14 protein-coding genes are annotated in these 17,491 nt (G+C 54.6%); 9 read left to right on the forward strand and 5 right to left on the reverse strand.

Translation table 11 applies throughout. The annotated features are described in order from the left end of the window. Positions 1-2: 2 nt before the first annotated feature. Together tnpB and tnpA are read right to left on the reverse strand one after the other, a co-directional pair. On the reverse strand, positions 3-341 hold the full coding sequence (tnpB, locus tag ACFSNN_RS27275) for an IS66 family insertion sequence element accessory protein TnpB (protein ID WP_054043422.1): 339 nt from the start codon (positions 339-341) through the stop codon (positions 3-5). Continuing rightward, on the reverse strand, positions 338-724 hold the full coding sequence (gene tnpA, locus ACFSNN_RS27280) for an IS66-like element accessory protein TnpA (protein ID WP_054043419.1): 387 nt from the start codon (positions 722-724) through the stop codon (positions 338-340). The genes tnpB and tnpA overlap by 4 nt, the downstream gene beginning before the upstream one ends. 1,087 nt (positions 725-1,811) lie before the next feature. Between tnpA and ACFSNN_RS27285 the strand changes: the two genes are divergently transcribed. From ACFSNN_RS27285 to ACFSNN_RS27315, 7 genes are all read left to right on the forward strand, one after another. Beyond that, complete coding sequence (locus tag ACFSNN_RS27285) at positions 1,812-3,134, forward strand: hypothetical protein (RefSeq protein WP_134465170.1); 1,323 nt, start codon at positions 1,812-1,814, stop codon at positions 3,132-3,134. A gap of 198 nt (positions 3,135-3,332) precedes the next feature. Continuing rightward, on the forward strand, positions 3,333-4,682 hold the full coding sequence (locus ACFSNN_RS27290) for a hypothetical protein (protein ID WP_134465169.1): 1,350 nt from the start codon (positions 3,333-3,335) through the stop codon (positions 4,680-4,682). 234 nt (positions 4,683-4,916) lie between these two features. Continuing rightward, the gene (locus ACFSNN_RS27295) at positions 4,917-6,176 is read left to right on the forward strand and encodes a hypothetical protein (protein ID WP_134465168.1); all 1,260 of its coding nucleotides are present in this window, start codon (positions 4,917-4,919) and stop codon (positions 6,174-6,176) included. Positions 6,177-6,593: 417 nt separating this feature from the next. After that, positions 6,594-7,334 (forward strand): CHAP domain-containing protein, encoded by a 741-nt coding sequence (locus ACFSNN_RS27300; protein WP_134465167.1) that lies wholly within the window; start codon positions 6,594-6,596, stop codon positions 7,332-7,334. Between the two features lie 9 nt (positions 7,335-7,343). Then, positions 7,344-8,318, forward strand: a complete 975-nt coding sequence (locus ACFSNN_RS27305) for a S1 family peptidase (RefSeq protein WP_134465166.1) — start codon at positions 7,344-7,346, stop codon at positions 8,316-8,318. Positions 8,319-8,981: 663 nt separating this feature from the next. Further along, the gene (locus ACFSNN_RS27310) at positions 8,982-9,494 is read left to right on the forward strand and encodes a hypothetical protein (protein ID WP_377688996.1); all 513 of its coding nucleotides are present in this window, start codon (positions 8,982-8,984) and stop codon (positions 9,492-9,494) included. After that, the gene (locus ACFSNN_RS27315) at positions 9,491-10,933 is read left to right on the forward strand and encodes a hypothetical protein (RefSeq protein WP_377688995.1); all 1,443 of its coding nucleotides are present in this window, start codon (positions 9,491-9,493) and stop codon (positions 10,931-10,933) included. Before ACFSNN_RS27310 ends, ACFSNN_RS27315 begins: the two co-directional genes overlap by 4 nt. Before the next feature lie 159 nt (positions 10,934-11,092). Here the strand turns inward: ACFSNN_RS27315 and ACFSNN_RS27320 are convergent, their stop codons facing one another. Further along, positions 11,093-11,359, reverse strand: coding sequence for a hypothetical protein (locus ACFSNN_RS27320; RefSeq protein ID WP_134465163.1), 267 nt, complete (start codon positions 11,357-11,359; stop codon positions 11,093-11,095). An 82-nt stretch (positions 11,360-11,441) separates the two neighbouring features. Further along, entirely contained in the window at positions 11,442-12,806 is a 1,365-nt protein-coding gene (gene dcm, locus ACFSNN_RS27325) for a DNA (cytosine-5-)-methyltransferase (protein WP_134465162.1), read from the reverse strand. A gap of 165 nt (positions 12,807-12,971) precedes the next feature. On the opposite strand from dcm, the gene ACFSNN_RS27330 reads away from it, so the two are divergent. Continuing rightward, positions 12,972-13,292, forward strand: a complete 321-nt coding sequence (locus ACFSNN_RS27330) for a zinc ribbon domain-containing protein (protein WP_208949595.1) — start codon at positions 12,972-12,974, stop codon at positions 13,290-13,292. Between the two features lie 45 nt (positions 13,293-13,337). On the opposite strand, the gene ACFSNN_RS27335 is transcribed toward ACFSNN_RS27330, so the two are convergent. After that, positions 13,338-13,607, reverse strand: coding sequence for a DUF1488 family protein (locus ACFSNN_RS27335; protein ID WP_134465161.1), 270 nt, complete (start codon positions 13,605-13,607; stop codon positions 13,338-13,340). Positions 13,608-14,348: 741 nt separating this feature from the next. On the opposite strand from ACFSNN_RS27335, the gene ACFSNN_RS27340 reads away from it, so the two are divergent. Further along, a complete protein-coding gene (locus ACFSNN_RS27340; protein ID WP_134465160.1) occupies positions 14,349-16,943 on the forward strand; it encodes a UvrD-helicase domain-containing protein in 2,595 nt (864 codons plus the stop codon). Positions 16,944-17,491: the final 548 nt, after the last annotated feature.

A 17,491-nucleotide genomic window follows, 5' to 3' on the forward strand; every position in this document is an offset into this window, starting at 1 on the left:
CCTCATACGACGCGGATCACACCGTTCGGGCCGATGCGCTGCCACGGCAAGCCCACCACCAGACCTGCGAGCTGCTCCTGCGTGAGTGCGTGTTGCTTTGGTTCGCTACCAGCGTGAGGCCAGACGAACTGTCCCTCGTTCAGCCGTCGCGCTGCCAGCCAGATCCCGATTCCGTCGTGAACCAGCACCTTCAGGCGATTGGCCCGCCGGTTGGCAAAGAGGTAAGCATGGTGCGGATGCGCCGCGCCGAACACCGTAATCACCCGCGCCAGTGCCGTATCGAAGCCCGCACGCATGTCCAGTGGTTCGACTGCCAGCCATGCTTCATCAATGCGGATCACGCGAGCCACTCTCGCAGCCAGGTGGCGCATTGTGCGGCCTCTGATGTCGGCCAGCTAACCGTTATCGACTGGTCCGCGCGGCGCACTTCGACGCGGATCTCAGCCGGGCGCACGTTCTTCGTGTCGAGCGAGAGCGGTACGAATGCCGGCGCCACTGCCGACTGCACCGCCACATCGCTACGTGAGACGAGAAAGCGCTCGTTCCCTTCGGCCTGTTCTACCCAACGTCGGAGCAGATTTGCGTTCAGCTTGTGGTGCAACGCGATGGCCGCGAGCGATACCCCAGGCCCCTGGCAGGCTGCCACCACCTGGGCTTTGAACTCGACGCTATAGCGCCGGCGTCGACGACGGCCAACTGGCGCCTCTTCTTCGATAGTGTTCACGTGTCCACCTATTTAAGTGGATACGATGCTCCCAAGACCTTCCATGCAACTCAAGATGGGATGGCTAGGCGCTTACCTTTGAACGCAGGAACATGCGAATCAATTTGCGCCGAACTATTCTTGCTGCAATATTTGGCCGATCTGCCCTATGAGTTGCGCAGCAGTCACAAGCGGGCGGGAGTACTTGACGACCGGCGCGCCCACTTCCGCCTTCAGGACGGATGTGAGGTGCAGCCTGAGTACTGTCGCAAGCGATGCTCAGCTGTTCAGGTATGGTTGTGTTGCTTGCTGGCCGGCTGCAGTAGGAGGGTGTGGGCGCGAGCGCGACCGGCGCGTTGCCGTGAACGGCCACTATCGAAAGACTCGAACGTCTGTAGTTCTCCCGTCGTCGCCCGCAGAAAGCCGTCCGTCTGCAGCCCGGTGGACGTTGTCGATGGCGCGGCCTAGTGTGCACCACGCAGAGCCGCCGACTGTGAAAGTTTGTATTTCCTCTCGGCCACCACGCATAAGAGCGAGCCTCTTTTATTTATTTACATTATTCACGAACATAAATTTGAATTCCGCTACTTCTCGGCATAGTCTTTCTTGACGGTAGGAACTGTTGCCAAAAAGCGATACACCGGTTGCTGAAGGTCACCATGTTGAGTCAACGTCAACGAGCAATTGATTCGTGGGTACTGGCTTGCTAGTTGGGTTTGTTGTCTGCGCCAGGGAAAGCCGATGCCGTAGATGTTTGATAAGGTTGAGTTAGTTTCTCTCGGACAATTGTGCTGCGGATGTAGCCATTTCTTCAGGTTGGATGTCGAGAATGCGCTCCCCAAAGCAGTTATTCACCCTATTCGGCCATGGGAAACTGAGTAACAATCCGTGCGGTTACGCACAAAGCGGCTCGAACTGTGCCGCTATTTTTTTACTGTCGGATTACTAACGTAGTCAGCAAGGGGGCACGCCATACGGGCCGTATGTGCGCGCTACCGACACTTGCAGACTTCGAGCGCCGCAGCGGAGAGAGCCCTTCGGCCTAGAGTCCGATTTGTTTCGCCGGTTCGAATTCCCAAACACGCATCAAATCAGAAGGGGAATCGTGGTGAACTTCATATCTATTCGCGTACTCGCGGGTATCACCGTGGTATCTGCACTTAGCGGTTGTACGGCTATTAACTTTGCCAACATGCTCGAACCGGTTCCAAAAGTAGCCGGATCATGCAAAGCGCAAGAAAATACTGTCCTTTCATTGATGCTACCTGGCGATGGAAATCACTGGGTGCTGGACGCGTCAAAACCCTTTGCGTACATTCTTCCTCCAGCAGCCGTAGCCTCCGTGAACGGCACGTCGATACAATCGTTGACACCAACGGTGACGTCACCAGGCTACCGGCGTACCCAACCGGCAAAGCCCGTTACGACCTTTGAAGCGTTCAAGGCGCAAATCGAAACCGCTTCTGACCAGCGCGTTCCAGAAGCGGTGCGCACGACATCGGTCTTCAATGCATTCCGGTCCAACATGATCAAATCTCTGGCGGAAGCACAAACGGACATGGGCGTACACGCTGGTTTACGGATGGCCGATACGGAAGCCGCAAAGGTACACAACTATTCGCCAGATTCGACGGTTAGCCTTGGGGATGCGAAGGAATTTGTGAAAATTCTTGCCGAAACGCAGTTGCGGCCTACAATCCAAAATCCTCAGGTAAGCGGTGCCGGCGGGAGTGACAATATATTTGCCGAATATTTTTCGACGTACTACTCCGGAAAGTTTGTCGATCGTTTCGGACAGACGATCGCGAAGCCATCTCTTAAACTGCCAAACCTGACGGATCCAACGAAAAGCATTGATCTTTCACTCACGGTTTCCGATGCCGATATAGCCAGTGCTCTCACGGTATTGGTGGAATATCTGGCCGATCTCCTTGACTCTACGCCAGTGTTGGGTTCCTCTGATCCAGACAAGGTGACAACAAGCGGTCCTAACGCGACAACCTTTTATCCGGGCGGAACGGCTTCTATACCGACGGCATATGCGTTAAAGACCGCCGACTACAAGAAGGTATCCAACGATTGTGGCGTCACCGCAGATAACGCAAAGATTCTAGGATTTATCGCAAAAGCGGCGGGTGACGAGGCGCAGATGGTAAACGGACTGGTGGCGCAAAGCGCGGGCGGAATCGGCGTGTCCCTCGGTGTGTTTGGAAAGATTTCAATTGGGGACAATCAGACTCTCGGAACCCTAATCAAGACGTTTGCTTCGAGAGCTGCAATGCGCATCAGCTTCGCGTCTACTTATCTTATTCTCGAACGTATTGGCGGGGATGGCAAGATACAACAGACAACATATCCTCTTGGCCTTGATCAAACACAGGTGATTGGTGGTCCGGGAGGAGCCAATGGGTACCTGAAGTTCTCGAACTAGATTCAAGAATAGGAAATCGAATCAAGGCGGTTCCAGAAGGAATCATTTGAGCGCTCCGTCCGGGGTTGCCTGAAGTGTCGCGAAGTATGTCACCGAGGTCAACAGTCGTAGGGGAAAACGGATCTTGCGTGCAGTCGATGGATGTATCGGGGAGAGTTCGAAGTTGGTTCATTGGATCGGACCACGCGAGGAGATCTTGTGAAAATTCGCCTTGTTCAACATGTGTCGATTCTTTGGCTGTGCGCCATTCTGGCAGCATGCGCTGCACCCTATCGGACGCCGAAGATGAACCCAGAAGTGTCTGACTTCCCGGGAATTCATGATGCGCTTCGTATTCCCGGAACCACAAGCGCTGACGTGATTCTTGTGCACGGCATGTGCACCCATAGTGAGGATTGGGTCACAACTACCAATAAGGAACTCGCACAGGCACTGAACATGACGCTGGAAGATATTGGGCCACCCATACCTTTGGGAGACTCATCAAATCCTGAGCAGTCATCTCATGAAGCTCAACTTTATACTGCGAAAATGACCGGATTCGGACTTACGGTGAATACGTTCTCGATTCTATGGAGTCCGATTTCTGAGGAAGCAAAAAAAGCGCTTTGTTACGATGTCAGTGGTGGAAATGCAAGCTGCCAGAGCGCGGGTGAGGTGACGACTGGCAAGCGTGTCTGGGCGAATCGGTTCCTGAAAGAAACACTGCTGGATAACTGCCTCGCAGATGCTGTTTTCTACGCTGGTGACGTAGGCAAACAAAAGATCCAGTCTGCGATTCGGCGAGGGATCAGCTGGGTGCTGTTCGGCAATCAAAATGATCTGTGTGGTGAGCATGCAGCCGTGGAAATTGCGCCGGGCAACAAGGGGCAAGCGCCCCTCATCTTCCTGACGGAAAGTCTGGGAAGCAAAATGCTGTACGACACATTGAGCAATACAGCAAATTCATGTGGCAAAGCCAACCTCCATGGATTTGCGACAGCGCTCCAGCGACCAATCGAAGTGTTCATGGCGGCCAATCAGATGCCAATCCTGTCGCTCGCCGATCGAACGTCCAGCGCGCAAGGGGCCCTCGGCGCCGCTCCGGATGGCGCCGAGCAGGCACAGGTTCCGAAGGATGTGACACCGGCCGTGAATCCTGTAATCGATATCCTCAAGCTTTCGACATCAGGTGGTGTGCCGACCTCAACGCTACGTCAGTCACAAGGTGCCGCGAACAATGAAGTCGGTGTTCTTGCCCCCAGATGGGTGGTCGCATTTTCGGACCCGAACGACCTGTTTTCCTATACGCTCCGTTCCTCTGTCTGCAAGGATGGACAAACTTGTGGAACGGTCGACAACATCCATTTTTCGGATGTTCTGGTATCGAACGACTGGTCATATCTGTTCTCATTTGAAAACCCATATAGCGCGCACACCGAGTATCTGGCCCGGACGACCGCGTCCGGAATTGGTCAGGTGGTGGCGAAGATGGTCGCTTGCGGAGGGCGGAACTATAAGCAACCATGCGACCCGTCGACTAATCGCGCGGGCACAGACCACCCGTAGCGGAATTCTGGAAGTGCCGCAATCCTGAGTTTAATCGGTCCTACGACTCCTGAAGTTATAAGGAAAACATCACAGAGGATTAACTGTTGGGCGTCCCGGAGATGGTTCGCTCATTGAGCTTTTGTGAGCCGATTCGCCATTGTCGACACAGCGCGATGACGTATCGGTTGTGGATCTGTGAGACGTCGATTGGGTTCACGATTGCTGTACTAAGCACACTCGTCAGAGGACCTTATGTTTCGTTCCGCACTATTGACCGTTGTCCAGTTGATGTCCTTGAACGCAGTCGTTGGTTGCGCTGATGCAGAAACGGTGCCGGACGGCTCGATAGTCCTTTTTCGCATCTCGGGCGATCAGACTATCCGGGACGGCCGGTTCGGCTCCCTCGCGGACTTCCAGCAACATCTTTTGCCGGCTGCCAAGAAATGTGGCCTAACGATCGCCAACGATGCCAGATTTGCCGACGGAACATTTGGGTCAAAAACCGCGCTGGTAATTGCAAAGCTAAGCGCCTGTCCGGATTTTCGGACGTCTATAGCGGCGACGGATCCAGCGCGAGGAGGTGCCGTGTCGTCCGGCTTCTGGCGCATCGTCGCACCCGATGTTGCGTTACCGGACGCAATATCACGGGCGCATACGATGACGCTTTCTTACGAATCCACGGACTACGTCGATATTGAATTTAATACTGGAACGACCGATCCTGGAATTCTTACCTGGGGACCTTTGGGCGCGACTGCAGGGCAGGCGCAGCAGGTACAGGCAATTCTCCTGCTTGTCGACCAGCGGTTCCCGCACCTGATTGATCAAAGCTTTGGAAGCGAAGCACAGGCAGTAAGGCTTTTCTCAAATACCCGGAAGACGTCTTCCCTGGAATCGCAGGTGGCTGAAGTGAAGGCGTCACCAGGCAGGAGCACGACCTGGCAAAGCGGATTCGCTGCACTTGGCGCAAACCGGGATGTGCGGGATATCTACGACACTGTCATGGGTGACAAGGGGACATCCGGCATCTTCGAGGCGATCGCGGATTTCTATTGTTCGTACTGGTCGAAGGGTTGGAAGCCAACCGAAATTGATTACGCATTCTTCTTTGATCGCGCGGTACAAATGGATGTCCGTCAGGAAAAGACCAACACTGCCGTGACGGCGGTTCGGGACGCAGAGAAAAGGCTTAATCGGTCGCTTACTGCCGCAGAGAGGCGACGCGCCATTAGTGCGAACTTCACTGCTAGTGCGCAGTGGGCCGAGGATCGACTTGCGAGAGACGTGGCGTACTACATTGATGGCATTCCTGCAGCCTCGCTTACTAACAATTCGCTCAGCGCGTTGCGCGATCCGTCGTTGGCTACGGGTCCAGTCGTCAAAGACGAGGCTGCGCATTGGGCGAAGCGTTCGGGCAAGCGTGCTTCCGATTTTGGACTTTCAGACGATCGAGTTTCTCCGCCACCAGCCGGAATGGTTGCCGCTCGAACCAAGTGCATCGCGCCTCAATGATTCCGGTTTGTACAATTGCCGCCGGCATTAGCGATAGCCAGACACGGCAAAAAGCGCGAGCGGCACTTCACTCAGGGCAGGTGGACGCGTACGCAAGATTGGGAGTCGTTAGCCCTACGCCTGGTTCTAGTGTCGGTATTGCCGGATAGATCCTATCGCGCAAGAAGGGCGACAGGATTGCAACGTTCAAGTCGATGCCTACTTTTTCGACGGGTAACCGATGGTTACTAAACACAATGAATAAGAGTTTTCGAGATTGCCTGAATTCGGACGACTACTTTACCAGCATGTAGTCCACAAGTTCATTGGGTCGCGTAGATCAGCCACGCGGGCAGCAGTTTCGGACGTTGCACCTGAAATCCTTGCTGGTTGGATGCAACACTCCTATATTGCTTCAAAACAATTCAGGAGGCTTCCATGACTGACCGGCGGACGTTTCTCGTGGCCTCTTTAATTCCAATGTTGTCAAGCGTCAACGTATCGGCTCAAGCCGATGTTGATCAAACATTCGTTGATCTTAAGTTTCCGCCGTTCGGTGCGATCGGTGCACCGGAGACGTTCGGCTATGAACCGGCAACAGCTGCGCAACGGCAGAAAGCATTGGAGATGATCAATCAGGCGCCAATGGGGCCTAAGGCAATTGATATTGCACAGTACTTCATTGACAAGTACGCTCAAAACGATTCAGAGCTTATATCTCAGTGGCCCGCGCCCGCAAACTGGAATCCACTAGTTGTCGACTTTTTTTCGGCGACAACGACCAGAGCCAACAACGACATGATTGCCTGGTGCGCCGCATTTGCGAATTGGTGTCTCGAACGCAACGGAAGGCCGGGCACCAAGAACGCTGCGTCGCAATCCTTCCTCGATGCAAAGGGATTTAACAGAATGGCCGAGCCGAAAGTCGGGGACCTTGCTGTCTTCACCTGTTACGACCTGTCAGGAAAAACGATGGGTCTCGGTCATGTTGCCTTTGTAAAGACGCCTCCGGAAAGCGGACACGTAGTGCTAGTAGGTGGCAATACGAGTTCGGGAGGGCACTCGAGTACTATTTGCGAGAAAGAATTTTCGACAGGGAGTACGAAAACGAGTCGCACTGTCGGCAACAAGCGTGTTCCGTGCGTCATGCGCTTAAACACGTATATCCAGGTACTGTAGGTGACAACCGTGAAGAGGCTCCTGCGCGTATTGCTATTTGTAACAAGTTCCGGTGCATTTGGTGTAACGCCAAGTGAAATAGTATCGATCAACTCACATGCTATTGTGTATCTCGAAGTTGAGAATAGTGCCGGAGAAATGGTTACCCACGGATCTGGATTCATCGTTTCTCAAGATGGCTATGTACTGACGGTCAATCATGTAAAGCCGCTCGCCGGTCAGCAGCTGGTAGCCGTGATCGGCCAGAAATCAGGTACCAAATTTCCTGTCACCTTTCGTGATGCGGACGAGAACTCGGACATTGCCCTTTGGCAGTTACCGCAATCGGCGACGTGCCGTTACTCCGTTGCCGTGAGTGACAAAGAGGTGAAGGTGCTGGATCGTGTTGTTGCTCTGGGATTCCCAGAAAATGAAGGGCTTGCGCCGTCTCCCATATCAATCACCAACACGACATCGCAGCTGGGATTTTACAAGGCTGACGGTCTTCTCTCACCCGGCAACAGTGGAGGACCTGTCTTCAATGAGGGTGGCTTCGCGATCGCGCTGATTGAGGGAGGGGGGATACCGGGATCGCAGAACAATGACCTGATACCCATTGCACCCGCAATTGCACTGCTAAAAAAGCATAGCGTGCGCGCTGGGTTTGATAAGCCGGTGATATTTGCGGATTCTTGCTACGCGAGCTGCCGCGCCCGGGAAAATGGAATTGAATCGTGGGGGAGCCAGACGGAATGGCATGACAGTACGGGCTGGATGGACGGTGGGAGCGATCCGGTCAGGGAGTGCGACAAGCTGATGGCGGCCAGGCTGGTTGGGCATCCAGATAGCGAGATCGAGCTGTTTCCGGGGACGAAGGGGAGGGACGAGGATTCCAAGAAGGATGTGCTGGGACACGTGTCCTATATGTACAAATGCGGCGGAACGCTCAGGTCTGGGCCAATCTATGTGCAGAAGCAATCTCCCGGCTGCGGGCTCTGGCAGTAGTCAGGGCAAGTAAATGCGCAGCTACTTCTTCGCGGGCTCCGCTCTCGATAGTACGGTCAAGAGGCCCAGTCTGCTGTTTACCCTGGGAAGATTGGCTCTTAGCCCCGTTTTTACTATCGTGCTAGTACCGACCATGCGCTTCGATACCCGATGAGTCGGGATTTGCGCTTGGTGCGGTTGCGGTTCAGGCGCCCATTCAATATCCGTTCTCCGCAAAGGCCGCGACAAATGGAGCAGATGCTTCGAGCGTTCGTAGTCTGTTGGCTCAGCCTATTCGTGACCGGCGCAATCGCTCACGATGACCCATCGACGCTGTTGTCTGGCAGCTCTACGCGTGAGTGGATCTTTCAGCGAATCGTACTTTCAATGGGCGCTGGCGACGAATGTAGCAGTGGCGAGACGTATACGTTCTCGAAGAATCATCAGGTCGCGATCAGGCGGTGCACGAACGGCCATCTGCTAACGACCCAGCGAAAGTGGTCTGTATCGACCAAGGATGGAGATACGTTGCTTAAGATTGACGGTGATGGTGCATCACCGTATCTGCTTCAATTTAAAACGGATGCTCAAGGGCGCCGCTTGATGCGGCTGCGAACAAAGCCGCCAGACCAGAATCGCCCCGTAGTGGACAAGGAGTTCAAGCTCAACGAGGACTAGCCCGCAATGGACGAGGATAAAAAGCGCAACTGGGACGTCTGGCTTGCGGCGCTTGCACCGGTGATCACGGTTGCAGGCATTCTGGTCGGCGTCTGGCAATTTAACGCCGGGGAACGGAACCGCGTTGTTCTTGAAAACGAACTTCTGACGAAGAAAGATGAGATTGAATTTCATCGCAAGCTGTGGCTCGAAAAGCTGGACACATACCGATCTATCGTTACTGTTGCAGGAAAAATAGCTGCTGCTACAGATTCAGACCACCTCGACCAGAAGAACTTCGACGTCTTGGTCTCGCAGTTGGTAGCGGCCTACTGGGGGCAAAGTATTTTTGTAGAGGACGGTGATGTGGCCGACGCCTTGGGCGATTTTTATCGGGCGGCAGACTCTTATCGATCGGGTTGGTCGGGAACCGGTCAGTCCAAAGACAGCAAGCCGCTTAAGATCAAGGCTGATAGGCTGGCGCAGGCCTGCAAGGCATCAATAGCCCGGGATGCACCCCCGGGCGGAGCAGGGAAATGATCCGTCGCATTGTGTTTTTTGCGCTAGTGTTGACTGCGGTAGTTTTCCCCGGCGCAAGGCTCTGGGCCCAGCAGGCCTTCCAGGTGTTCTTTCTTGCAGCGGGGTCTTCCTATTATTTTCCACCGGCAAAGGCTGGCGAGCACGGATTTGAGAACCTGACTGGGGCGAATTCAAGCGCACGCCGCGTGTCACAGATACTTCTCCAGCACGGTGCGATGTCGGGCGTTACGTTGGTTTCGGCCCAAGGCCATTACCTCACGAAGGGGGACTTCTACGCCGCACTGAAGGCTGTCGCCGGCCAGATAAGAACCAGACGTCCGACGAAGCCTCTGCTGGTTGTGTACTTCGCTGGTCACGGTGTCTCCGAAGGCGTCGCGTGGAATCACTTTTCGGTCCCCGGAGATTTTATATATGGGAGTCCAATGGAGAGACTGAACATCGAAGAGTTTGCGAAGCACACCATTTATGCGAGTGAATTGGTCGATACGCTCGAGTCGATGAAAATCCCATTCGTCCTGTTGCTTGACACCTGCTACGACGGAAAGGCACGATCCTTCGAATCGCCGGTGCTGACCAGCCAGGCTTCACAGAGTCTCGCATCCGTGGCTGCGATCCTTCGGTTCCAGAACGAATTTCATACTCCGAACCCTGTCATTTTTTCCGCCGAGCCAGGCACGAGGGTGCCTCTGGCGCCTGACCCAGCGAGCCCTGAAACTGATTCGTTGGGCCCGATCGCGCGCCGGCTTTATCTGGTTGACCAGGAGATGAGGAAGTCGAACAACAGGCTATCGGTTGCTGACTTTGTCTCCAGGATAACGTCGCCGCAACTGGATGCGCAAACCCGCCCGCCTGTGACACACGTGAGCGGACCGGACAGCAAAGACATTTTTCTTGGGCAGGCAACCGTCAATGCAATGCAGGACCTGGATATTCGCCAGGCGACAGGAGCAACTGGAACAATCTGTTGCACGCCTTCCGCATCCGTCGCGACCGAGGCGAGTGGGAGGCCGGACCGCCGGATATCCGGCAGCCTGAAATTCGAGGGACCAGCTGGTGAATTCATCAGCGGAGGCCACAAGGTCGACATGTCCAACTCTAAAACCTGGATAAAAGTGAGCGAACCTGACATGCAGAGTATTGAAATCACATTCGACGGGAACGATGGTTGGGAGCTCGATATCGCTGCACCTACGCATGAAAAACTTGCGACAAAGACGTATCAACGCGCTCAGAGGTATCCGTTTCAGGATGATGGCAGGCCTGGGCTTTCGCTTTCCGGTTCGGGCCGCGCTTGCAATGAAGTCGAGGGTAAATTCACAGTCGACGAGTTGGACCGCGACTCAGCCGGGAAAATTGTGCGTTTGAATATCACTTTCCAACAGCGCTGTGTGGGCACCCAGCAATTTCTTCAGGGCGCTGTTCAGCTAGGCATCCATTGATAGGGAGGCGCGAGGAAGTCGCAGTGACCTCAAGACAAGTTGCCTCTGAAAACGTCGCATTCGCACATTCGAGCGTGTAGCGTTTTAGTGGGGTGAGGGGATAGACAGCTACGTGGAAGTTGGCATACGACGCGCGCCCATTTCTCGCCTCCAGTAGCGCTAGGCTTCAAACGCATGGTTCGGCAATTCGAAGGACGTGTTGCGAAGCATCAGACTACTCATTCGACGGACGTCCGGGCTGGTGATGACGCAGGCACCATAATTTGCATCTGTCGCAGGAAGGTCTGAGGCCTTGAGCCTCGGCAGCCTCACGACGACACAATATTCGTCCTGGAGCAAATCCTGTTTTGTCAATACGTCCTCGGCGAGTACGTAGAATGAGGACGGATACTCGAGCTCTTTGGCATAGTCGTTGATGAAGTCCATCGATGCCTGGTCGAGCTCGGCGTCGGACTTTTTTCTGGTTGACTCGCATTGTTTGCATCGTGTGCCTCGGTTGGAATATAGGTTAATCGTTGCCAGCAATGTGCTGGTTGTTGAGGTGCGTTTTGTACAGGGCTTCGCCGATACGACGGACAAGTGGTACGACCAGGGCGTTGCCCATGAGTAGCGCACGCGTCACATCAGACACGCCAGGATGAGCTGTGAACCCACGCGGAAATCCATTCAATGCTTCGAGTTCCTCGGGAACCAAGCGTCGAATGAGGCCACCAGTCTCTCGGATGGCATGCTTTGTTCGCGTCGCAGTCGTGCCACCTTCAGACGTAATGATAGTTCGAGCGGGGCGGTCGAGCGGGTCCGGGAACAACATCGCGCCTTCAGAGTAGTTATAAGTAAATCCATTCGTTGTTCGAGGGACGCTTTTCGCTGCCTTGGCGGCGCGCCACTTATCCTCGTCTCTCGGTTTGATATAAAAGGCTGTCGGCACCGGGCCGGTCTTGCTTATGATGTCCGCTAGGGTCAGGGGCTGAGCGTGTCCCGTGAACTCGCTGAAGTCAGCAATGTCGGCCGCGTCAACGGTGAAGGTCCTTACGTCTCCGTCGAGCATTAATCCACAGTTGGAAAACCTCGACTTCCCGCTCGATAGGGGCTGATAGCGCAACTGCTCGTCGAACGGGTCCGAACGCAGACTCAGAGCAGGCGCTACGCCATCTAGTGGATTTCGAGGGACACAAGGAAGCGCCTCATTGAGGATTGTGTGTTGGAGCCAGCCAGAGCCGTCGGTCGCCAGACCTTCGCTTTTTAACTTACGGTAGACGTCGGTGGACTTGTGATACCCGACAATGAAAACGCGTCGGCGACGCTGGGCGTTTCCGTATTCTGCTGCGTTGATGGTGCGCCATTCGACTGCGTACCCGAGAGAGTACAAGGTGGACAGGATGACCGAAAAGTCCCGGCCTCGGCATGAGGCAGGGCTTGAAAGCAGTCGGTCGACATTCTCGAGAATCAAATATTTGACAGGCTCAGCGTCCTCTATACGTTGCTGAAGCAATTTAGTGATGGCCCACCACAGCACTCCCTTTTTTCCGGCGAGCCCTAGCGATTTTGATAGGGGTTTCGCAATAGAAAAATCCTGACACGGAAAGCCGCCGACGACGACTTCTGGGGACGCATCGGCTATTGCTTGAGCTCCAGCTTCCGACTCAAGTACTTTGAAAATATCCTCGTTGATGTGGGGGCAGCCAGGCCAGCGAGCCTGGTAAATTTCGCTCGCGTGCTGTTTCTTTCTGGAAGGCTCGAACTGATTGCTCAGGACAATTTTAAATGGACTTCCCTGTACTGCTTCAAGTCCCAGACGGAATCCGCCAACACCGGCGAAGAGTTCAAGCGTGCGAAGTGTGCCTGCCGAATTACTATTGTTTTGCTCTGACATCCTGTTTCCCGTTGATAGTGGAAACAGGTAGAGCGAACGGGTTTATCCGGAAATGGCCTGAAGACTTGGGCCTTCAGGCCGGGGATGAAGGGCGGGTGTAGACAGCGCAGCAGGAATGTTCTGGTTTACCAAGGCGATTCGCAGGCGGCGCTAGCGACGATGCGGATGGCGAAGTCCGTGCTTGATGCAGGCTGGAGTCTGTTCCGGACCATGCTGCAATATAAAAGCGATGACACGGGCGCGCGGTTCGATGAGATCGATGAGGCGTATTCAATCCAGACCTGTAGCTGCCGTAAAAGGCGCACAGGCCCGAAGGGTCTGGAAGGTCTTGGAATAAGGGAATGGAGCTGCTTTGGGTGTGGCGCGTATCATCATCGCGACATCAATGCAGCCGGGAACATTCTCGCGGCGGGACGTCGCCGTCTACCTAGAGCGGAGTTCATACCTTACGAAGCGGTACAGCGCGTGCATTGGTCAACTACCTAAAGCGGTTCTGGCGACGTGCGTTCGCCAGCACGCGCATCGTCGGTGTCAAGCACGCGCGAAATCGCTTGGATTCAGGTCGAGTCGGGTTGCGCTGCGTGCGAGCAGCTTGCGCTCCGCGATTGCACGGATGCGGCCGTAGCCGTTCAGGAAGGTTTTCAGGATTTGGGCGTCCGTGGCATCCGGCGCTAGCCAGAAATACGCTTCCAGTGTTGCAATGGTGATGACGCATTCGGCGAGGCCATTTTGGTGCGTAAGCCAAAAGGCCACGCCTGCGTGGTTATCCAACACCCGAGGTTCAAGTTCAACGGTATCCATAGCGGAGATCAAGGCGGCGATGCAAGTTACGACAATTTTCGCACGGAAGATACGGTTTGGGTGTCGACTCTTGTTTTGGCCGTTGGAGCCTGTCGGCCGGTGACGAGCCGTGCCGGAGAATTCAGAAGGCGCCGCGCTGGGATGAATATTAGGGGTCAAAACAGATGTTTGACTATGCCGCGTTCATTGCGATGGACGCTGTTCATCTTGCCACCACGGGAAGCAGGCCCATTTCCAACGACAAAGCATAACGCATTCACGAGGTCTTACAGCGTATCCGGTAACCGAATCGGGAAAAATGAAACGACCGAGCGCGAGATCTCACCGACTCGGCTCGTGCGCTATCGGGAACCGGTGACCGGTTGCCTAGTACCACGCGCGCGATGCGCTCAGGTCATTCTCGCTTGAGTCGATGGAGTCGGTCCATCTGCGCAGCGGCCTGAGCCCGGCGCCTCATCGAACTTGCATCGGCTGTCGCGCTCGTCGGCACCGGCGAGATGACGCCGGGCTCGGCAGGAGCACTGGGAGTCTTCCTTGGTTTGCCTCGCACGAAGCCTCTTTGGCGGGCTCGGTGGTTCCTCCACAATTGCCCATTGGCCGCCCAGGATCCTGCCCGAGACCGCATTCAACTCCTTGCTGCTGCCACATCGCCCCAAGGTCGTCAAAATCCGTAGAATCTGTGGTGACGATCGCCAGCACATCAAATAGGGCGAGCGAATGACTACGGGGCTATGAGTTGAAATGAATTTCGAGGAAATCGTCACACGCGTTTCGAGCTTTGCTGAAAACTGTATTGCTCGCCTCATTGCACGACACATCGAGGAGATTCAACGTTCTGCCCGGCAAGCTGGCTACCAGAAGGGCTATCAGGCAGGACTGACTTCAGGTAAGCAGGAAGGGGAAGCCTCGGGACATGCGAGTGGCTACAAGGAGGGGCATTCCGAGGGAGAGGCAGAAGGGCGTATAGCAGGTTTTGAGGCGGGTCGCCAGGTATGGGTTATCGAAAATCGCCAGACTGCGACCAAGCCTCGCCCACTGGAGCCGACAGTATACGGGCCACATAGCTTCGCCTTCGAGGCCGACGTAAAGCTAAAGATGCGCCGTGAGGTGGAGCTGGCGGTGACCCAAAAGAAGGTTCCTGCGCCGACCGACAAGCAGTGGGAGATGATAGTTTCAAAGCATCCTGCCACGTGCGTCATCGCAGGTGCTGGATCGGGCAAGTCAACGACGCTCGTCCTGCGTGTTGCCTTCATGCTCAAGCATCTTCGGATACGGAAAGAAGAAATCACGGTCGTTTCATTCACGCGCGCATCGTGCGACGAATTGCGAGAGACCCTGATGAAGGTGCTGCCGCATTGGGAAATCGAGCTTGACGACGATGAAGCGAAGCGCCTTGTCAGGACATTTCATTCAACGTTGTTCCGCGTGGCGAAAACTGTCTTCCTCGGCGTAGGTTTCTTCGAGAACCTAGGTAAAACAAAAAAAAGCAGCCTGAGTGCAGCCGGACAGATTGAGGAAGATGAGGACATCGATAACCCAATGTCCGCCGCGAAGCTCAATGATGACCAACTGGAACTTATTAATGCGGCATACACGGAGCAATTTTCAAATGACGAGACGTTCCGCACCCACGTGCTACAGATGCTCAGGATTGAATGTAGTCGTGCCGCGTCTGCGGAACGGGATGATGATAAGGAGTACAAAGACAATATACTAAAGTTAGCGTCGGACCGCGATCTACAGCTTGTCGAAACGGTCAACACTCGCTACCGGGAAAGAGGATTGTGGCCGGAGGACATCGAAGAAGGACCATTTCCGGCGTTTAAGCGCGACGGGAGGACTTTCTACGCAAACGCGCGCACTGAACACGGCGTTTTTGTGTTCCTGGGAGAGTTCACGGAAAAAGACCGTGAGGAGATGTTCTTGCCAGATGAACAACTTGTCAACGAAGCCGGAAGGACGATCTTTGCTGTCCGAGCTTCCTTGAAAGTTAAGAGAAACATCATCGCGGTGTCGTTTGCCGGCGATTACCGTTACGTGAATACACGGTCTCGCCTTGAAATGCTGAAGCTTGAGCGCCTATGGCTCAATGAGGGAAGTCGGCCGGTCGCTGGAGCTCCAGTCTTTGATGTGAAGCTGGACGGCGAGATCAAGTTCGCGAGCGTTGCAGAAGCGTTCTATATGCAGGCGTCGTTTATCGAAAGTATGGGAATGCGTGTCCCCGATGCGATAGGCGACATGCCGGCGTTTCGCGACTATGGACTTGAGTACCACTTCTGCTCGGCGTTGCCAAGATACTGGTTACATTTCAATCACCTTCTGTCGTCAAAGAAGCTGATGACATTCAATGACGCCTTTCTGCTACTCTCAACGAAGCAGGGCGAGGCTGGACCGCGAGTCCCACTTGATGTGCTACGTCCTCTTACGAATCTTGTGATCGATGAATTTCAGGATATCTCACCGCAGATTGTCAACTGGTTGGTGTCATGCCAGCGCCAGCTCGCGGACGCAGAAGATCCCGATAAATTTCCTACCCTGATGGCGATCGGTGACGACTGGCAGGCGATCTATGGCTGGCGAGGGAGCGCACCGGACTTCTTCATAAAGTTCGATAGACATTTTCCGACGCATTCTCAGGTCGGCCCAGCATTGACGGTAGAGATGGTCGAGAACTTCCGTTCGGTTGAGCCAATTATTCGAGACGCCGAGCGCCTGCTTGTTCCTGTTTTGAACAAGACCATCAAGTCAAGCATCGCGACCCAGCCGCTAGAGGACGGGGACCATGGTGTGGAGCTCTACAAGTGTGGCGAATTGACGAACGAGAAACTGAGGGATATTGCTACGTTTATCGAAGGGCAACTGAAGTATGTGAAGTCGTTGCCCAAGTCTCATAAGAACAAGGTAATTGTTATGAGTCGGACAAACGCTGTAATTGACGAGCTCGAAAAGCTCCTGAAGGGACAAACAGGGATTCTGTTTTATACCTATCACCGCGCGAAAGGGCTACAAGCTGAGGTTGCAGTGATGGTCGAGGACTGCTCATATGACCAGATTCACAAATTGCGAAACCGAATTTATGCGGTCAGTGGGCTCTTTGATGCGAAATACACGTACGACAGGGCAGCGCTTGATGAGGCGTATCGTTTGGCATATGTAGGTGCGACGCGAGGCCGACGTCGGACCTTCTGGTTCGTGGACAGTGCAGAGGGTGCTGCAACTCGTCTGTTGGACTCGGTCTCCGATTTCCCGGCCACGTCACATCGTGCGTTAAGGCTCGGGGAGGGGGAAAGCAGTGTGCCCCGACGTATTTATGGGAAGCCCGAACACACAGCCTGACGCGGAAGAACCGTGGGCCTCCTGGATGCTGACGTTTGTTCCAGTTCTTTCGAATTATTCAGGGGGCGACGCGCACGGCGTCCGCTCCAAGGCGATGATCACCAACGGGGCGTTAGCCGGTGTGTACATCGCAGTGGCAGCCGAGGGAGAGGTCGTTCGGGATACGCGAGCGCGTCGGCTTCCGACGCGTTCTGGCTCTACGATGTGATTAGCACACAGCGCACGCTGGCGCAGTCGCTCGAAATCGAAGAACGTGCGGCAGCTATTGAATGCCATCATGACGGGAATTGACGGAGGGCCTCCATACAGCGTCCTCAATGACGAACCCTCTGAACGAGACTCCGCTATCTTTGCAGTGAAATATGCAAGACTTGTCGAACGTCGCCACGAGCGGGACCACGATAGCTACTTCTCACGAATCTATTCGTGCAGTGACTTGGTGGGTCGTACCGTGAGACCAGAAAACATGGGTCTGTCTGTACCCGCTTTCGTGAGCTGGCGTATGATTAAACTGCAAGGTCATAGGCGTCGGCGCGATTACTTCAGTC

Source organism: Paraburkholderia dipogonis (assembly GCF_042680985.1).
In the GTDB taxonomy this organism is placed as follows: domain Bacteria; phylum Pseudomonadota; class Gammaproteobacteria; order Burkholderiales; family Burkholderiaceae; genus Paraburkholderia; species Paraburkholderia phytofirmans.